The following is a 16,428-nucleotide window of genomic DNA, read 5'->3' as shown; positions in this document are numbered from 1 at the left end:
AGTCGACGAGCCGGGCGTGCGCGTCGTGCAGGTCGGCGGCCAGGGACGCGACGTGGTCCCAGTCCTGCTCGATCTGCTGCGTGCTCCGGCTCTGCTCCATACCCTGATCGTACTGGTGTTCGAATGACCAGACAAGAGTTGTCCACACCAAAGACATTGTGCTGCAGGCGAATTGGTCCTGCATCACATGAAGCGTGACGCGAACTCGCCCGGCGTCATGCCGGTCGCCTTGCGGAAGTCCCGGGTGAAGTGCGCCTGGTCGGCATAGCCGAGCTCGGCCGCGATGCCGGCCAGCTCGGCGTCGGAGTCGCGCAGCCGGTCGGCCGCCTCCTGGAGCCTCCGGCGGCGGATCAGCCACTTGGGCCCGAGCCCGATCCGCTTGTGCAGCAGGCGCTGCAGCGTCCGCTCGCTGATGTCGAAGCGCGCACACAGGTCGTCGACCCGCAGGAGCTCGGGAGAGGTCTCGACGTCCTCGATGATGGCGTTGACGAGGAGTCCCTCGTCGTCGACCGGGAGGAGCGGCCGCAGTGCCTCCTCGACCACCTCCCGCGCCTCGGCCTGCGCCTCCGCCGAGGTCGGGTCGGGTCGCATCGCCGAGCGAACCCGCCGGCTGAGGCCGGTGCCGTCGAGGGTCGCCAGCGTCGACAGGTCGACGTAGCGGTCGGTCATCCGGCGCACCGGCTCCCGCGTCATGAGATGGCCCGCGGCCGGCTGCAACATGACGCCGACGGCCCAGCCGCGTCCCGTCAGCATCTGGTGCGAGAGCCCGGACACGACGCCGTAGAAACGCGCGTAGCTGTCGGACACGACGACGAGGCAGACGGGGTACTGCAGGACCCGCTGCACCGAGTCGCGTCCCGCGGGCACGTCCCACACCGGGATCCAGAACCGGCGGGCGAGGCCTTCGAGGTCCGGCGAGACGGAGCTGCGGGCGATCGACCACGTGTGGTCGGTGGGGTCGACGAGATGGGCCCGTTCGATGTCGTCGCGGGCCGCTGTCCGTCCTGCCCCGGCAGACGTCGTCACGTGTCGGAAAGTATCAAGACCCACCGACGCGCGGTTTCCTATGGTGACGGCATGACCTCACCGAGCACTGACGTCCTCGCCTCCTACCTCCGTCTCGCCGACCCGTTCGCCTCCGTCGTCGACCGGGTGCCGAACCACGCCTGGGACGGCTCGAGCCCCTGCGCGGGCTGGAGCGCACGCGACGTGCTGACCCACGTCGTCACGACCCAGCGTGACTTCCTCGAGCAGCGCGGTGTCGATGCCGCGACCACGGCCGACCACGAGGACCCCACAGTCCTCTGGCGGGCTCACGACGAGCGGATGCGTGAGCTGCTCGCCGACCCGGACGTCGCCGGCCGGGAGTATGACGGCGTCTTCGGCCGCACGACCGTGGGCGCGTCGATCGTCACCTTCTACGGGTTCGACCTCGTCGTCCACCGCTGGGACATCGCCGTGGCCGCTGGGCTCGACGAGCACCTGTCGGACGAGGAGCTCGAGATGCTCGACAGGTCGGCCGACGGGTTCGGGGACCACCTCTACGACGACGGTGTCTGCAAGCCGGCCGTGCCCGTCCGGAACGGCGCCGACCGTCAGGAGCGCGTGCTCGCCCGGCTCGGTCGACCGACGCCGGCGAACGCCTGAGCCGTCACCGCGCCCAGAGGTACTCGACCTCGGGGCGGCCGGCGCCGGCATACCTCGACCGTCGCACGACGACCCGTGTCTCGCAGAGGTACTCGGCATACCGGCGCGCGGTGACGCGACTGACGCCGAGCTCGTCGCCGAGCTCGGACGCGGAGCGTCCACCGTCCGCCTCGCGGAGCAGCCGTGAGACGCGGGCCAGCAGCTCCTCACCCATCCCCTTCGGGAGCCGTGCCTCGGCCGCGACACGGGCGCCGGCGAAGACCTCGTCGACCTCGGCCTGGGTGCCGACCTCGGCGCCGCTCGTCACCTGGTCGCGGTAGGCGCGGTAGGCGAGCAGCCGCTCCCGCAGGGTCGCGAAGACGAAGGGCTTGAGGACGTACTGCACGATCCCGAGCGACACCGCGGCACGGACGACGTCGAGGTCGCGCGCGGACGTGACGGCGATGACGTCGGCGCGGTGGCCGGCGGCACGCATGGCGCGCACGACGTCGAGCCCGTGCCGGTCGGGCAGGTTCATGTCGAGCAGGACCACGTCGATCTCCCTGTCCTGCAACGTCTTCAGCGCGGCCTGCGACGTGCCCACCGTCGCCACCACCTCGAACCCGTGGACCCGGCCGACGTAGGCCGTGTGGGCCTCCGCCGCGATCGGCTCGTCCTCGACGACGAGGACGCGCAGGACCTCAGGCATCGTCGCTCCCGCCGCCGTCGACCCCTTCATCGGCGGGCCCTTCACCGGCGGGCAGCCGCACGGTGAAGGTCGCACCCGGCGGCCCTGACACCGCGAGCGTCCCGCCGAGCCGGTCGACCGTCTGGCCCACGAGCGCCAGCCCGATGCCGCGGCGACCCGCGCTGCCCTGCTCCTTCGTCGACCACCCACGCCGGAAGGCGTCCTCGACCGCACCCGGCGGCAGACCCGGCCCGTCGTCGGCGACCTCGAGGACGGCATACGCCTCCTCGACCCTCGAGTCGAAGCGCACGTGCCGCTCGGGGCGCGGCGTGCCGGGCTCGTCGGCCACGGCATCGAGGGCGTTGTCGATGAGGTTGCCGACGATCGTCACGACGTCACGGGTGGGTGCGACGTCGCGCGGCCAGTGCGCGCCCGGCTCGATCTCGAAGGCGATGCCGCGCTCGTGCGCCTCGGCCGCCTTGCCGAGCAGCAGCGCCGTCAGGGCCGGCTCGTCGACCGAGCCGACGACGCGGTCGGTGAGCAGCTGCGAGACCTGCAGCTCGTCGGTGGCGAAGTCCAGCGCCCGGTCGCTGTGCCCGAGCTCGATGAGGCTGACGATCGTGTGGAGCCGGTTCGCCGACTCGTGGGCCTGCGAGCGGAGCGCCTCGGTCAGGCCTCGGGCCGAGTCGAGCTCTCCCGTCAGGGCTTCGAGGTCGGTGCGGTCGCGCACCGTCGCGACGTGGCCGAGCAGCCGTCCCTGCCAGCGGGCCGGTCCGCGGTTGAGCACGAGCACCCGCGCCGACGTCACGTGCAGCTCGTCCTCGTGCGCGGCGTCGTCGGTGAGCGCGGCCGTCAGGGCCGGCGTCAGCCCGAGCTCGGCGACCGGGCGTCCGACGGCGTCGGCGGGCAGGGCGAGCAGCCGGGTGGCCTCGTCGTTCGCCAGCCGGAGGTGACCGTCGAGGTCGGTGATGACGAGGCCCTCGGTGACGGCGTGCAGGACGGCGTCGTAGTACTCGTACATCTCGCGCAGCTGCTGCTCGCCGAGGCCATGGGTCTGGCGCCTGATCCGGCGCGACACGAGGCCGGTCCCGAGGCCCGACAGCAGGGCGGCCACGAGACCCGCGAGAAGCAGTCCCGGCAGCTGGGCGCGCACCCGCTCGCCGACGGCCGACTTGCGGATGCCGACCGAGACGAGGGCGACGACCTTCCCCTGGTCGGTGACGGGCACGACGACGCGCGACGACGGCCCGAGCGTGCCCGTGTAGTCCTCCTCGACGACACCACCCGCGAGCGCCTCCTCCGTGTGTCCGAGGAACTTCTTCCCGATCTGCGTCGGGTCGGGGTGGGTGTAGCGGATCCCCTCGCGGCTCATGACGACGACGAAGTCGGTGCCCGACTCGACCCGCACGCGCTCGGCGTAGGGCTGGAGCACCGCCGACGGGTCGGGACCCTGGACGCCGGCGATGACGTCGGGCGTCGCCGCCATCGTCTCGGCGACCGCGAGGGCCCGGGCGATGGCCTCCTGGTCCCCTGCGCGCTGGGCCTGGCCGTACGCCCCGGCGAGCCCGGCGACGACGACGAGCACCGCGATGAGCACCTGGAGCGCGAAGGTCTGCCCCGCGACGCTCCATCGCCCCGGGGCCGTCAGCACCCGTCGCGAGAACTCAATGAACACAACCGTGACCCTAGTCACTGGCCGCGGGAGCCTCGTCACATTCACCGGTCCCACGCCCAGCGTGGGACCCAGCCAACGGAGGTCACCGTGAGTTCCACCGCCGACAGCGCCGTCGACGCCCAGCCGGGCTCGGCCCCCAAGCGCGACCGCACCCATTTCCTCTACATCGCCGTCATCGTCGCCATGGTGGCGGGCATCCTCGTGGGGTGGGCCTTCCCCGAGGTGGGCAAGAACCTCAAGCCGCTCGGCACCGGCTTCGTCAACCTCATCAAGATGATGATCACGCCGATCATCTTCTGCACGATCGTGCTCGGCATCGGCTCGGTCCGGAAGGCCGCCCAGGTCGGCAAGGTCGGTGGCCTCGCCCTCGGCTACTTCATCACGATGTCGACGGTCGCCCTCGCGATCGGTCTCGTCGTCGGCAACATCATCAAGCCCGGTGACAGCCTCAACCTCACGGCCGCGATCGCCGAGTCCGGCCAGTCGCAGATCGCCGCCGAGTCGGAGGGCACGGTCGACTTCGTCCTCGGGCTCATCCCCGACACGCTCGTCTCCGCGCTGACGTCGGGCTCGGTGCTCCAGGCCCTGCTCATCGCGCTCCTCGTCGGCTTCGCGCTCCAGCAGATGGGCAAGACCGGCGAGCCGATCCTCCACGCCATCAAGTACCTCGAGCGCCTCGTCTTCCGCCTCATGGCGATGATCATGTGGGCTGCCCCGATCGGCGCGTTCGGCGCCATGGCCGCCCTCGTCGGCGCCACCGGCATCGGCTCGCTCAAGAGCCTCGGCCTGCTCATGCTCGCCTTCTACGCGACGTGCGCGATCTTCGTCTTCGCCTTCCTCGGCAGCATCCTCAAGGTCGTCACGGGGATGAACGTCTTCTCGCTCTTCCGCTACCTCGGCCGCGAGTTCCTCCTCATCCTGTCGACGTCGTCGTCGGAGTCGGCCCTGCCGCGCCTCATCGCCAAGATGGAGCACCTCGGCGTCTCCCGCCCGGTCGTCGGCATCACCGTGCCGACCGGCTACTCCTTCAACCTCGACGGCACCGCGATCTACCTGACGATGGCGAGCCTCTTCATCGCCGAGGCGATGGACAAGCCGTTCAGCATCGGCGAGCAGATCAGCCTCCTCGTCTTCATGATCATCGCGAGCAAGGGCGCGGCGGGCGTCAGCGGTGCGGGCCTCGCGACCCTCGCCGGTGGCCTCCAGTCGCACCGCCCCGACCTCGTGCCGGGCGTCGGCTTCATCGTGGGCATCGACCGCCTCATGAGCGAGGCCCGCGCGCTGACGAACTTCGCCGGCAACGCCATCGCGACCGTCCTCATCGGCACGTGGGTCGGCGAGATCGACCGCGACAAGGCGTCGCGCGTCCTCTCCGGCCAGGACCGCTTCGACGAGTCGAGCATGCTCGACCACGACGACGAGGTCCAGGACGACCTGGTCCCGGACGCCCGCGGTCACGAGCCGGAGCTCGTCGGCTCCAGCCGCTGACCCGTCCCTTCGAGGGGCCGTGAACCACCCGGTTCGCGGCCCCTCGTCGGCGTCGTGTCCCATCTCACGCCGCGCGTCGGAACTTACGGGAACCATTGGCATGCAAGAGGATTCATGCTCGCGTATGCCGCCCTACGCCTCCCGGCGGGAGGCTCGTTTTGCGCTCGTCCCCCCATCTTCGAGAGGGTGGTCGCTTCATCGAGACATCTGTGACACGTAACTGTGAGGAGACAGACGGCACCTCGTCGGGGTGCCGTCCATGACGTATGAGTGAACTGACCAAGAGTCCCGACGACGCGCTGCACCCGGCGCTCGAGCCACCACCGGTGAACCACGAGGAGGCCGCGCCCTCCCGGGTCGACAAGGTCGTCTTCGGCGTCGCCGCCGCCGTGGCGATCGCCTTCGTCCTCTGGGGCGCGCTCAGCACCGAGAGCCTCAGCACGAGCGCCTCCGCCGGCCTCGACTTCGTCGTGCACAACACCGGCTGGCTCTTCTCGCTCGTCGCCTCCGGCTTCGTCGTCTTCGTCATCTGGCTGGCGGCGAGCAAGTACGGCAACATCCCGCTCGGCGGTGACGGCGAGGCTCCCGAGTTCCGCACGTCGTCGTGGGTGGCGATGATGTTCTCCGCGGGCATGGGCATCGGCCTGATGTTCTACGGCGTGACCGAGCCGCTGACCCACCTCGTGAAGCCGCCGCCCGGCACCGGCGCAGCAGGCAACCCCGAGGCCGTGCAGACCGCGATGGCCACGACGATGTTCCACTGGTCGCTGCACCCCTGGGCCATCTACGCGGTCGTCGGCCTGGCCGTCGCGTACGGCGTCTTCCGCAAGGGCCGCTCGCTGCTCATCAGCTCGGCCTTCGCCCCGCTCTTCGGCGAGAAGCGCGCCAACGGGCCGGCCGGCAAGGTCATCGACATCTTCGCGATCTTCGCGACGCTCTTCGGCTCCGCCACCTCGCTCGGCCTCGGCGCCCTGCAGATCGGCTCCGGCCTCGAGATCGTCGGCGGCATCGGCAAGGTCGGCAACGGCGTGCTCATCGGCATCATCGCCGTGCTGACCGTCTGCTTCATCCTCTCGGCCGTCTCCGGCATCGAGAAGGGCATCCAGTGGCTGTCGAACATCAACATGGTGCTCGCGCTCGCCCTGGCGTTCTTCGTCTTCGTCGTCGGCCCGACGGTCTTCATCCTCAACCTCGTCCCGACGACCATCGGGTCCTACTTCAAGGACCTCGCGATGATGTCGGCCCGCACCGACGCCGCGGGCGGCGACGGCATGAAGGACTGGCTCGCCGGCTGGACGATCTTCTACTGGGCCTGGTGGGTCAGCTGGACCCCCTTCGTCGGCATGTTCATCGCTCGCATCTCGCGTGGCCGTACGATCCGCCAGTTCGTCTCTGGCGTGCTGCTCGTGCCGTCCGTCGTCTCGCTCATCTGGTTCGCCATCTTCGGTGGCGCCGGCATCAACCAGCAGCAGAACGGCCAGGACATCGCCGGCCAGTCGACCCCCGAGGGCTCGCTCTTCGCGATGCTCGGCAACCTGCCGTGGCCGACGGTGACCGCGATCGTCGTCATGCTCCTCGTCGCGATCTTCTTCGTCTCGGGCGCCGACGCCGCGTCGATCGTCATGGGCACGCTCTCCGAGAAGGGCACGCTCGAGCCGTCGAAGAAGACCGTGATCTTCTGGGGCGCCGCCACCGGCGCCGTGGCCGCGATCATGCTGCTCATCGGTGGTGAGGACGCCTTGTCGGGCCTCCAGAACGTCACGATCGTCGCGGCCCTGCCCTTCCTCGTCATCATGATCGGGCTGGCGGTCGCGCTCGTGAAGGACCTGTCGCGTGACCCGCAGGTCGTCCGTCGGCAGTATGCCGTCGCGGCCGTCGAGCACGCCGTCGTCGCGGGCGTCAGCGAGCACGGTGACGACTTCTCACTCACGGTCCAGGAGACCGCGCCCGGCGAGGGTGTCGGCGAGATGGTCCAGACCGACCCCGTCGCGGAGCCGGTCGAGGCGAAGGACGTCGAGGTCGAGGACGGTCTCGGCGGCCACGTCGACGAGCAGACCGACAAGGTCGGCGCCTCGATGCGCCTCTGACCGAGGTCACGTCACACCGTCACCGCAGTCACCTCGAGCGCCGCGTCATCCGCCTGGTCGGATGATGCGGCGCTCGATCGCTGCCGCGACCGCCCCAGCGCGGGTGTCGACGCCGAGCTTGGTGTAGACGTGGCTGAGGTGGGACTTCACGGTCGCCTCGGAGACGAGCAGCTCGCGCGCCATCTCGCGGTTGCCGAGCCCGCGCGAGAGCAGCTCGAGCACCTCCACCTCGCGCTCGGTGACGACCGGCCCGGGTGAGGCCGCGCGCCGCACGAGCCGCGCCGCGACCGACGGGGCGAGCACCGTCTCGCCGCGGGCCGTGGCCCGGATGCCGGCGAAGAGCTGGTCGGCCGGGGCATCCTTGAGCAGGTAGCCGAGCGCGCCCGCGTCGAGGGCCCGCAGGATGTCGGCCTCCGTGTCGTAGGTCGTGAGGACGAGGACGTGCGGCGGCTCCGGCAGGGCGCGCAGCCGCGCCGTGACCTCGGCCCCTCCCGGCCCGTCCCCGAGGTTGAGGTCCATGAGGACGACGTCCGGCCGTTCCGTTGCGACGACGCGCTCGGCTCCCGCGAGGTCGCTCGCCTCACCGACGACCTCGATGCCGTCCTGGCCGTCGACGAGGGCGCGCAGTCCCGCGCGGACGACCGGGTGGTCGTCGACGAGGACGACCCGGACGGCGCCGGTGCCGTCAGCCACGGGAAACCCCCGCGGTGATCGGGAAGCGGACCGACACGGTCGTGCCCTCGCCGGGCGCGCTCTCGACGTCGGCGCTGCCCCCGAGGTCACCGGCCCGATGGCGTATGCCGTCCAGCCCGCGCCCGCGGTCCCCGCGCGCGTCCGGTCGGCCGGGTCGCGTCGGGTCGAAGCCGCGACCGTCGTCCCGGACGTCGAGCAGCACCTCGTCGGAGAGGTAGGTCAGGCTGATGTCGGCGCGGGTGGCGTGGGCGTGCTCGACGACGTTGGACAGGGCTCCTCGGGTGGACCGGACGAGAGCGCTGGCGACGTCGGCCGGCACGGCGACGGGGTCGCCGTGGACGCGGACCCTGACGTCGAGGCCGTGGGAGGCAGCCGTGGCGCCCGCGCGTTCGAGCGCGGCCGGGAGGGCGTCACCTGTCGTGTCGTCCTCGAGGTCCGCCGGGGCGAGGTCGCGCACGACGCGGCGCACCTCGTCGAGTCCCTCGCGGGCTGCCGTCCCTGCAGCCACGACGTGCTGGCGGGCGACGAGCGGCCGTCGGTCCCAGTCCTGCTCGGCCGCGGCGAGGAGCAGGGTGATGCTGGAGAGCCCCTGACCGACGGAGTCGTGGATCTCGCGCGACAGGCGGGTCCGCTCGGCGAGGGCACCGGAGCGGTGCTGGGCGGCAGCGAGATCGGCCTGCGCGTCGGTCAGCTCGTCGATGAGCGCCTGCCGGGTGCGGGCCTCACGCTCGAGGGCTCGGTAGGACAGCACGGTGACGAGCGCGATGCCGACCGGCCCGATCAGCACCGTCGGGTCGAGGTCGTCGGTGATGCGGCTCCACGCCACGCTGACGACGGCGGTCATGACGACGACGACCGTGACGGCATACGCGAAGGGGAGCACCTGGAGCACGGCGAAGGCCACGGGCACGGCGGTCCACGCGAACGAGGGGGCGGCAAGCGTCAGCGCCACCCAGAGCACGACGACGACCGCGATCCACACGTAGGGCCACGCGGCACGGTCGGCGACGAGCCGACGCGTGAGGTAGGCGGCCCCGAGGAGGGTGGCACCCGCGAGGACGAGGAGCGCGGTGCCGTCGAGGTCGTGGCGCAGCAGGTAGCGCGCCGAGCACGTCACGAGGAGCAGGACGAGGACGGCGTCGAGCCATCGGTCGAGTCGCGCCACCGGCGCGAGGATGCCCTCTTCCATGACCGGCAGCCTAGGGACGGGGCGGGCCGTCGGCATCATCCGATCGGCTAGTCCGGTGTGGCCGGTTGCCCGACGCGGTGGGTGGGCTGGATCGGCGACGGTGGTGGTGGGGACCGCACGACCACCCTCGTCCTCACGATCACCTCACACCGGGAGACCCACCATGAAGCGCAGCCTCGCCGTCGTCCTCGTCCTCGCCGCCGCACCCCTGCTGGTGGGGGCGCCCGCACAGGCCGACCCGCCCGGCCACGGTCGGCCGGGCACCTATCGGCTGACCGGCGACGTCGGCGGCTCGAAGTTCGAGGGCATCGGTGCCGACGAGCGGCGCGGCGTCTTCTACGTCAGCGAGGTGACGGGCGGTGAGATCCACCGTGGCTCGGCCGGCACGGCCCAGACCGAGCAGTGGCTGGGCGGCGACGGCACCGACGGTCGGTTCACGGCCCGCGGGATCACGACCGACGCGGCCGGTCGGGTCTACGTGGCCGGCGGCCCGAACGGCATCGGCACCGGTCGGCCCGACCTCTGGGTGTACGCGCCGGACGGCCGCCTGCTGGCCGCGCTGCGTGCTCCGGGGGAGAACGTGTTCCTCAACGACGTCGCGATCGGTCCCGACGGGGCGGCCTACTTCACGAACTCCAACGCGCCGCAGGTCTTCCGGGTGGCGGTCGACGAGAGGGCCTGGGGAGTGACCCGCTGGGCCGACGCGACCGGCACCGTCGTGCAGCGAGCCGGCTTCAACCTCGGAGGCATCGTCGTCAGTGCCGACCGCTCCGCCCTCGTCGTCGCCCAGGGCAATGCCGGTCTGCTCTGGCGCTTCGACCTGCGCACGGCCGCGGGGTCGCCCGTCGCGACCGGCGGGGCATCGCTCACCGACGCCGACGGCCTCGTACGGCAGGGGTCGCGGCTCACCGTGGTGCGCAACTTCGCACGGCTGCTCGCCACGCTCGAGCTGCGGGCAGACGGCCGGGCCGCCCGGCTCGTGTCCCAGGTCGCCACCGACCCCGAGCGGGTGCTGACGACGGCCAAGGAGCTCCGGGGCCGGACGCTCTTCGTCGACAGCAAGTTCGACGAGCCGGTCGCGTCCGGGCCGTACGAGGTCGTCACCGATCCGCTGGCACGATGAGGAGCATGCGACGGGGCACCAGGGCGAGCGCCGCGGTCGCGGCGGCCGCCGGTCTGGCCGCGGCGACCGCCCTCGCCGCCTGCACCTCGAGTGGCCCCGCAACCACACCAGCCACTCCAGCCACCTCCGTCACGACGACGGGTGTGACGACGGGGCCACTCGACGGGGGAGAGGCCAGCACGGGAGGAGCCAGGATGGCGACGCCGTCGGCGGCCGAGCAGGCACGGCTCGACGCTGCGCTGCGGGATGCGGTGTGGAAGGACGACCTGCCGCGAGCGAGAGCTCTCGTCGGCCGGGGCGCGGACGTCAACGCCAAGGACGAGACCCAGCAGTCGGCATACCTCGTCGCGACGAGCGAGGGCCACCTCGGGCTGCTGCGCCTCGCACTCGCCCACGGTGCCGGCGTCGACGACAAGGACAGCTGGAACGGCACCGGCCTCATCCGGGCGGCCGAGCGCGGGCACGCGCTCGTCGTCGGCGAGCTGCTCCGCGCCGGGATCGACCGCGACCACGTCAACCGGATCGGCTACCAGGCGATCCACGAGGCCGTGTGGCTCGGACGTGACACGACCTCCTACGTCGACACCGTGCGCGTGCTCGTCGCCGGCGGTGTCCAGCTGACCCGACCCTCGCGCGACGAGGGGCTCACCCCGCTCCGGATGGCCCGTGAGCGCGGATTCGACCGACTGACAGGAGTTCTCGTGACTGCAACCACGGCCGACCGTGTGGACGACCCTGATGCGGCACTGCTCTCGGCCGCTCAGCGCGGCGACGCAGACGCCGTGTCGCTGGCCCTGCGCGCCGGAGCCGACATCGAGGCCCGCGACGCGAAGCGGCGGACTCCGTTGCTCCTCGCCGTCACCGGCGACCATGTCGACGCCGCAAGGGTGCTCGTCGCGATGGGTGCAGACCCCGACGCGCTCGACGATCGCCACGACACCCCGTGGCTCGTCACCGGGGTGACCGGCAGCGTCGCGATGCTCGAGACGCTGCTGCCCGCCGGTCCCGACCTCACGGTCCGCAACCGCTTCGGCGGGGTCTCGGTCATCCCGGCGAGCGAGCGCGGGCACGTCGACTACGTGCGTCGCGTCGTGCAGACCGGCATCGACGTGAACCACGTCAACGACCTCGGCTGGACGGCCCTGCTCGAGGCCGTGATCCTCGGCGACGGCGGCGAGCGACACCAGCAGATCGTGCGCCTCCTCCTCGATGCCGGCGCCGACCGGTCGATCGCCGACAAGGACGGCGTCACCGCGCTCGAGCACGCCCGCGAGAAGGGGTATGCCGCCATCGCCCGGATCCTGGAGCAGTTCTAGCTGCGGTCGGTGCGGCCGGGGCTGTCGCGCAGCGAGAGGACCAGGCCGCGCAGGATGCGGAAGGCGTCCCTCTGCTCGGCCTCGGTCAGGCCGGCCAGCATCCTGACCTCGACGGACCGGACCGCCGCGCTCGCCGTCTCCAGGCTCCGTCGGCCGCGGGGTGTCAGCCGGGTCGGAAGGGCCTTCCCGACCGGCGCCTCTGCGGGGCGCGTCACGAAGCCGTCTCGTTCGAGGGCCTGGAGCAGCACGTTCATCGACTGCCGGGTCACGAAGGCCCCACGCGCCAGCTCGGAGTTCGACAGGCCCGGTCGCTGTGCCAGCAGCTCGAGGCACGAGTAGTGGGTCACCGTCATCCCGAGCGGCCGCAGCACGTCCTCCATGGCGGCGCGCAGAGCACTCGACGCCTCCTTCAGCAGGTAGCCCAGGGACGTCTCGAGGTCGACGCCGGCATCGTCTTGACTCATGTCAGTATTCTGACATACGGTCGTTCGTGTCAGATAACTGACACGAACTCAAGGAGGCCATCGTGCCCGTCACCGGTCCCGACTTCATCTCGCTCCAGGCAGCCGACCTCGACGCCTCCCGGGCGTTCTACGAGCAGTACCTCGGTCTCGTGCGGTCCCAGGCCGGGCCTCCGCACGCCGTCGTCTTCGAGACGACGCCGATCGCCTTCGCGCTGCGCGACGTGGTGACCGGCACCGATCTCGCATCAGCCGCCCAGCCGGGCATCGGTGCCGCGATCTGGCTCCACGCCACGGACGTCCAGGCCATCCACGACGCCCTGGCCGCAGACGGTCACACCATCGTCTCCGCGCCGATCGACGGTCCGTTCGGTCGGACCTTCACCTTCGCGGACCCCGACGGCTACCACGTCACCCTCCACGACCGCGCCTGATGCCGGCCGGCCCGGACTCCGGTCGATCGGCCGTGTGACACGATCTCCGGGTGCTACGACTGACCGATGTCATCATCGACTGCCCGGACGCGATGATGCTGGCGGCCTTCTATTCGGAGGTGACGGGTCTCCCCGTCAAGGCGGGCAGCCACGACAGCTGGGCCGGCATCCAGCTCGGTGAGATCGAGCTGGCCTTCACGCCGGTCGAGGACTACCGCGCCCCACAGTGGCCGGACGGTGACCACCCCAAGCAGTTCCATCTCGACTTCGAGGTCGATGACATCGAGGCCGAGCACCGCCGTGTCGTGGCCCTGGGCGCGACCCTGCACCAGGACTCCGTCGGCCGCGACGGCTTCGGCTGGCGCGTCTACACCGACCCCGTCGGTCACCCGTTCTGCCTCTGCCGCAACAAGGGCGTCACGTGGACCGACGAGGGCCCCGTCTGGCAGACGGGCGACTAGCGCGAGCCGGACCTGCTCCCGAACCGCGGCGCGTTGCCGCTGGCCGTCAGTGGGCGGTGGTGGGCTCGACTCGATCCCTGGAGTCCACGCCGGCGCCGAGGTAGGTGAGGGCGACGGTGGCTGCCACCCACGCGGCGGCAGCCCAGACCCAGACACCGTGTACGGCCCACACGCACAGTGCGAGAGCCACGATCTGAACGGCCGTGAAGACATATCGGAAGTCGCGGTACCTACGGTGCAGACCGACGGCCACACCGAAGAACAGGGCCGCGACCGTGACGCCGAATCCGGCGACCAGCAGGGCCAGGGCCGTCCCGAGCCCGGCGAAGCCGCTCGTGCCGCCGGTGTCCGCGTTCGGGCCGAGCAGGACGGCGGCGATGACAGCTCCCGCCAGGAGTGCGGCAGCCCCTTGGAGCGCGGCGACCACGACGACCGCTCGCCCAGCGGCGAGGTTGCCACCGACCGTGCCAGGTCCCGAGGCCGTGGGTCCTGTGGGTCGGTGGAGCTGGAAGAGTGCGCGGACCAGCGCGACGAGAGCGAAGCCGAAGGGCAGCGCGAACAGCGACATCGGGCCAGCGAACCGTGACGGTGCCGCGAGTACGGCGCAGGCGACGAGAACGGTCGCCGGGACCGCCCACCTGGCCCACGGCCTGGACCACGGCAGGACCGACGGCACGAGCAGGTACCCGAACGGGACGACCACGACGCCCAGCAGGCCGAGGCCACCCCAGGCAGGTCCGACCAGGGCGGCGACGCTTGCGACGGGGCCCGTGAGCAGCAGCGCAGCCTGCCCCGTGGTCGGGCGCCACACCGCGGCGGTCATGACGAGCGCGAGCGCGCACGTGGCCGCGACGAAGGGCCAGGCGTAGGTCATTTCGCGGATCCCCCCTGAGTTCAGGTCGTTGCGCTGCGTCCGTCGTGTCGGTCGCGGCCGTGTGGGTCGTGGGCGTCCGGCAGGGCCCGCCGGGATGCCCAGTGTCCAGCTGCCGACGCGCATCGGGATGAGTGTGCGAACCCACCTGACCCGAGCGGCCACCACGGTGGCCCGGAGCCATGACCATGAGTCCATCCGAGGGGCCACCTGACGGCCCTTCGGTGTCAGGCGAACTCGGCGACCAGGTCGGGGCTGACCTGGGCCAGGACGGCATACGCCATCTCGACGGGGAGGTCGACGACGTCGTAGTGCTGGGCTCCGGCAGCAGTGGTGGCGACGAGCGTCGCGACGCCGACGCGTCGCTGGAAGAAGGACTGCTCGACCTTCCAGCCGATGATGCCGTCGCGGTCGAGCACGACGCGCTGCCGGTCGAGCGAGCCGTGTCGCGTCACGAGGTGGTCGGGGGTCACGGCGTGCCCCAGCGCGCGGTAACGGTCGCGACCCAGGGCGACGGCACCGACGAGCAGGAGTGGCACGAGGACGAGCAGTGAGCCGTGCCAGTCCCACAGCAGCCGTGCCACGACGAGGAGCGCGGCGACGAGGAGCGCCGGCACGACGGCGCGCGTCAGGCGACGGCGCCGGGCGGCGGGGCCGTGTGGCGTGAGCGGCCCTGAGACCGCGGCCTCGTCGGGGCGGATGCGCAGCGCGAGGGGCGTCACGACGCCGGCCGGCGCGGGCGGGCACAGCCAGTCGGAGCCGCCCTGCTCGCGGAGCAGGCCCGACGTGACCACCTTGAGCCGGCTGGCCCCGGCCAGACGGAGCCCGAGCGGCTCGTCGAGCCGGACGCCGCGGACCCGGGCGGCGTCGATGCTCGTCTCCCGGTTCGTCAGCAGGCCGCGGCGCGTGTGCAGGGTGCCGAGCCGGTTGCGGGTCAGCCGGAAGCCCCAGAAGGTCAGGACGTAGGCGCCGACCGCGAGGAGCGACACGACACCGAGCAGGAGCAGCACGTCGACCCACCAGGCCAGACGCGACACGAAGGACGCGCCGTCCCGGAAGACCGACCGCTCCTGCGAGAAGCGCGAGAAGCCCTGCGACGCGAAGCCGACGATCGCCGCGGCGCTCGCGAGCCCCGTCACGGTGAGCGGCGCATAGCGGATCCATGACGGGTCGAGGCGCACGAGCACCTCGTCGTCGATGGGCGGTGGTGCGTCGTCGGGCACGTCGTCGACGGCCACCGGCGCGCCGGTCGGCGCGGGCAGACCGGTCACGGCGGGGTCGACGCGGTGCAGCAGCTCGGCCCGCAGGCGACGACCCGCGTCGACGCCCAGCGAGTCGAGGACGAGCCGGTCGTGCTGGCCGCCGGCGGTCGAGATCTCGACCTTGGCCAAGCCGAGGACGCGGTGGTAGACCCGCGCCGTCAGGTCGATGGTGCGCACCTTGTCGAGGCGCGCCGTCGTCGTCTGCTTCGTGAAGAGGCCGCGCCGCAGCTCGATCTGGCCGTCGGCGATGCGGTAGCGGGTCGTGACCCACCGCAGCACGCCGAACGCGACGATGAGCGGAACGGCATACAGCTCCCACCGGTCGTTGTCCTCGGAGCCGGCTCGGAAGACGACGAGCGCGAGCAGTGCGGGCAGGAAACGGATCAGCGTCTCGAGGGGGTGGACGAGGAGCATCCGGGCGTCGAGCCGGCGCCAGCCCTCCGCGTCCTCGGTCACGTCGCGTCGCCCGTCTCGGCCACGGCCGCAGCCGTCAGCGCGTCGACGAGCTCGTGGGCGACGGGCAGGTCGAGACCGTGGATGGTGACGGGCCCCGCGGCGGACGCCGTCGTGATCGTGACGGCGGCCAGGCCGAGCAGCTGGGCGACGGGACCGCGTTCGAGGTCGACGGTCTGCACGCGGCCGAGCGGCGCGATGCGACGCTCCTGCCACAGCCAGCCGCTCTGCGTGTAGATCGCGCGGGGGGTCGCCTCCCACCGGTGCACGCGGTAGCGCCACTGCGGCATCGCGACGGCGTACGCGGCGCCGGCGACGAGCCACACGGCTCCGACGACCCAGTGCGGAGTGCGCGACGGGGCGTCGTCGACGAGCCACCAGACGACCTGCCCCGCGAGCAGGAGGGCGAGGACGACGAGGGCCTGCAGCGTCCACATGAGGACGGCCCGGCGCGAGACCCGGTGGGCGGGTTCGCGGAGCACGGCACCGGGGGCGACCGGCACGTCGAGGGGTTCCACGGCCCCCACGGTGCCACACCGGTGCCGGGGGGCGGCATCCGACCGAGGTATGCCGCCCTGCCGACCTTCGTCGGGTCGTGCCC

At 71.8% G+C, this 16,428-nt stretch carries 16 protein-coding genes; 7 read left to right on the top strand and 9 right to left on the bottom strand.

Going from position 1 to position 16,428, the window contains the following annotated elements; genetic code table 11:
- Window positions 1–183: 183 nt before the first annotated feature.
- A complete protein-coding gene (locus ASH01_RS10810; RefSeq protein ID WP_056775548.1) occupies window positions 184–1,026 on the bottom strand; it encodes a helix-turn-helix transcriptional regulator in 843 nt (280 codons plus the stop codon).
- Window positions 1,027–1,077: 51 nt separating this feature from the next.
- Here ASH01_RS10810 and ASH01_RS10805 point away from each other — a divergent pair, with 51 nt between their 5' ends.
- On the top strand, window positions 1,078–1,647 hold the full coding sequence (locus ASH01_RS10805; protein WP_056775545.1) for a TIGR03086 family metal-binding protein: 570 nt from the start codon (window positions 1,078–1,080) through the stop codon (window positions 1,645–1,647).
- Window positions 1,648–1,651: 4 nt separating this feature from the next.
- Here ASH01_RS10805 and ASH01_RS10800 read toward each other — a convergent pair whose 3' ends face one another.
- Both ASH01_RS10800 and ASH01_RS10795 read right to left on the bottom strand, forming a co-directional pair.
- The gene (locus ASH01_RS10800; RefSeq protein WP_056777566.1) at window positions 1,652–2,365 is read right to left on the bottom strand and encodes a response regulator; all 714 of its coding nucleotides are present in this window, start codon (window positions 2,363–2,365) and stop codon (window positions 1,652–1,654) included.
- Window positions 2,328–3,989 carry a sensor histidine kinase gene (locus ASH01_RS10795; RefSeq protein WP_235509595.1) on the bottom strand — a complete coding sequence of 554 codons (1,662 nt, stop codon included), beginning with the start codon at window positions 3,987–3,989 and terminating at the stop codon, window positions 2,328–2,330. Before ASH01_RS10795 ends, ASH01_RS10800 begins: the two co-directional genes overlap by 38 nt.
- 87 nt (window positions 3,990–4,076) lie before the next feature.
- On the opposite strand from ASH01_RS10795, the gene ASH01_RS10790 reads away from it, so the two are divergent.
- Window positions 4,077–5,477, top strand: a complete 1,401-nt coding sequence (locus tag ASH01_RS10790; RefSeq protein ID WP_056775542.1) for a cation:dicarboxylate symporter family transporter — start codon at window positions 4,077–4,079, stop codon at window positions 5,475–5,477.
- A gap of 266 nt (window positions 5,478–5,743) precedes the next feature.
- Entirely contained in the window at window positions 5,744–7,564 is a 1,821-nt protein-coding gene (locus tag ASH01_RS10785) for a BCCT family transporter (RefSeq protein WP_056775540.1), read from the top strand.
- 45 nt (window positions 7,565–7,609) lie between these two features.
- Here ASH01_RS10785 and ASH01_RS10780 read toward each other — a convergent pair whose 3' ends face one another.
- Window positions 7,610–8,257 (bottom strand): response regulator, encoded by a 648-nt coding sequence (locus tag ASH01_RS10780; protein ID WP_056775538.1) that lies wholly within the window; start codon window positions 8,255–8,257, stop codon window positions 7,610–7,612.
- Entirely contained in the window at window positions 8,250–9,446 is a 1,197-nt protein-coding gene (locus ASH01_RS10775) for a sensor histidine kinase (protein WP_056775534.1), read from the bottom strand. The genes ASH01_RS10780 and ASH01_RS10775 overlap by 8 nt, the downstream gene beginning before the upstream one ends.
- A gap of 163 nt (window positions 9,447–9,609) precedes the next feature.
- On the opposite strand from ASH01_RS10775, the gene ASH01_RS10770 reads away from it, so the two are divergent.
- Complete coding sequence (locus ASH01_RS10770; RefSeq protein ID WP_056775532.1) at window positions 9,610–10,569, top strand: SMP-30/gluconolactonase/LRE family protein; 960 nt, start codon at window positions 9,610–9,612, stop codon at window positions 10,567–10,569.
- Window positions 10,570–10,763: 194 nt separating this feature from the next.
- A complete protein-coding gene (locus tag ASH01_RS23405) occupies window positions 10,764–11,885 on the top strand; it encodes an ankyrin repeat domain-containing protein (protein ID WP_056775526.1) in 1,122 nt (373 codons plus the stop codon).
- Here the strand turns inward: ASH01_RS23405 and ASH01_RS10760 are convergent.
- Complete coding sequence (locus tag ASH01_RS10760; RefSeq protein WP_056775521.1) at window positions 11,882–12,349, bottom strand: MarR family winged helix-turn-helix transcriptional regulator; 468 nt, start codon at window positions 12,347–12,349, stop codon at window positions 11,882–11,884. The two genes, ASH01_RS23405 and ASH01_RS10760, sit on opposite strands and share 4 nt — an antisense overlap.
- Window positions 12,350–12,411: 62 nt before the next feature.
- Between ASH01_RS10760 and ASH01_RS10755 the strand changes: the two genes are divergently transcribed.
- Both ASH01_RS10755 and ASH01_RS10750 read left to right on the top strand, forming a co-directional pair.
- Window positions 12,412–12,780: a VOC family protein gene (locus ASH01_RS10755; protein ID WP_056775518.1), complete on the top strand. Its 369-nt coding sequence runs from the start codon at window positions 12,412–12,414 to the stop codon at window positions 12,778–12,780.
- A 50-nt stretch (window positions 12,781–12,830) separates the two neighbouring features.
- The gene (locus tag ASH01_RS10750) at window positions 12,831–13,241 is read left to right on the top strand and encodes a VOC family protein (RefSeq protein ID WP_056775514.1); all 411 of its coding nucleotides are present in this window, start codon (window positions 12,831–12,833) and stop codon (window positions 13,239–13,241) included.
- Between the two features lie 46 nt (window positions 13,242–13,287).
- On the opposite strand, the gene ASH01_RS10745 is transcribed toward ASH01_RS10750, so the two are convergent.
- The 3 genes from ASH01_RS10745 to ASH01_RS10735 form a co-directional block, all read right to left on the bottom strand.
- On the bottom strand, window positions 13,288–14,115 hold the full coding sequence (locus tag ASH01_RS10745; protein ID WP_056775511.1) for a hypothetical protein: 828 nt from the start codon (window positions 14,113–14,115) through the stop codon (window positions 13,288–13,290).
- Window positions 14,116–14,339: 224 nt separating this feature from the next.
- On the bottom strand, window positions 14,340–15,830 hold the full coding sequence (locus tag ASH01_RS10740) for a PH domain-containing protein (protein WP_056775508.1): 1,491 nt from the start codon (window positions 15,828–15,830) through the stop codon (window positions 14,340–14,342).
- Window positions 15,827–16,345 carry a PH domain-containing protein gene (locus ASH01_RS10735; protein ID WP_056775503.1) on the bottom strand — a complete coding sequence of 173 codons (519 nt, stop codon included), beginning with the start codon at window positions 16,343–16,345 and terminating at the stop codon, window positions 15,827–15,829. The genes ASH01_RS10740 and ASH01_RS10735 overlap by 4 nt, the downstream gene beginning before the upstream one ends.
- Window positions 16,346–16,428 lie beyond the last annotated feature (83 nt).

The organism is Terrabacter sp. Soil811, from assembly GCF_001429655.1.
In the GTDB taxonomy this organism is placed as follows: domain Bacteria; phylum Actinomycetota; class Actinomycetes; order Actinomycetales; family Dermatophilaceae; genus Terrabacter.
Note: the sequence above shows the minus strand (reverse complement) of the source record. Positions and strands in the feature narration are given on the sequence as shown.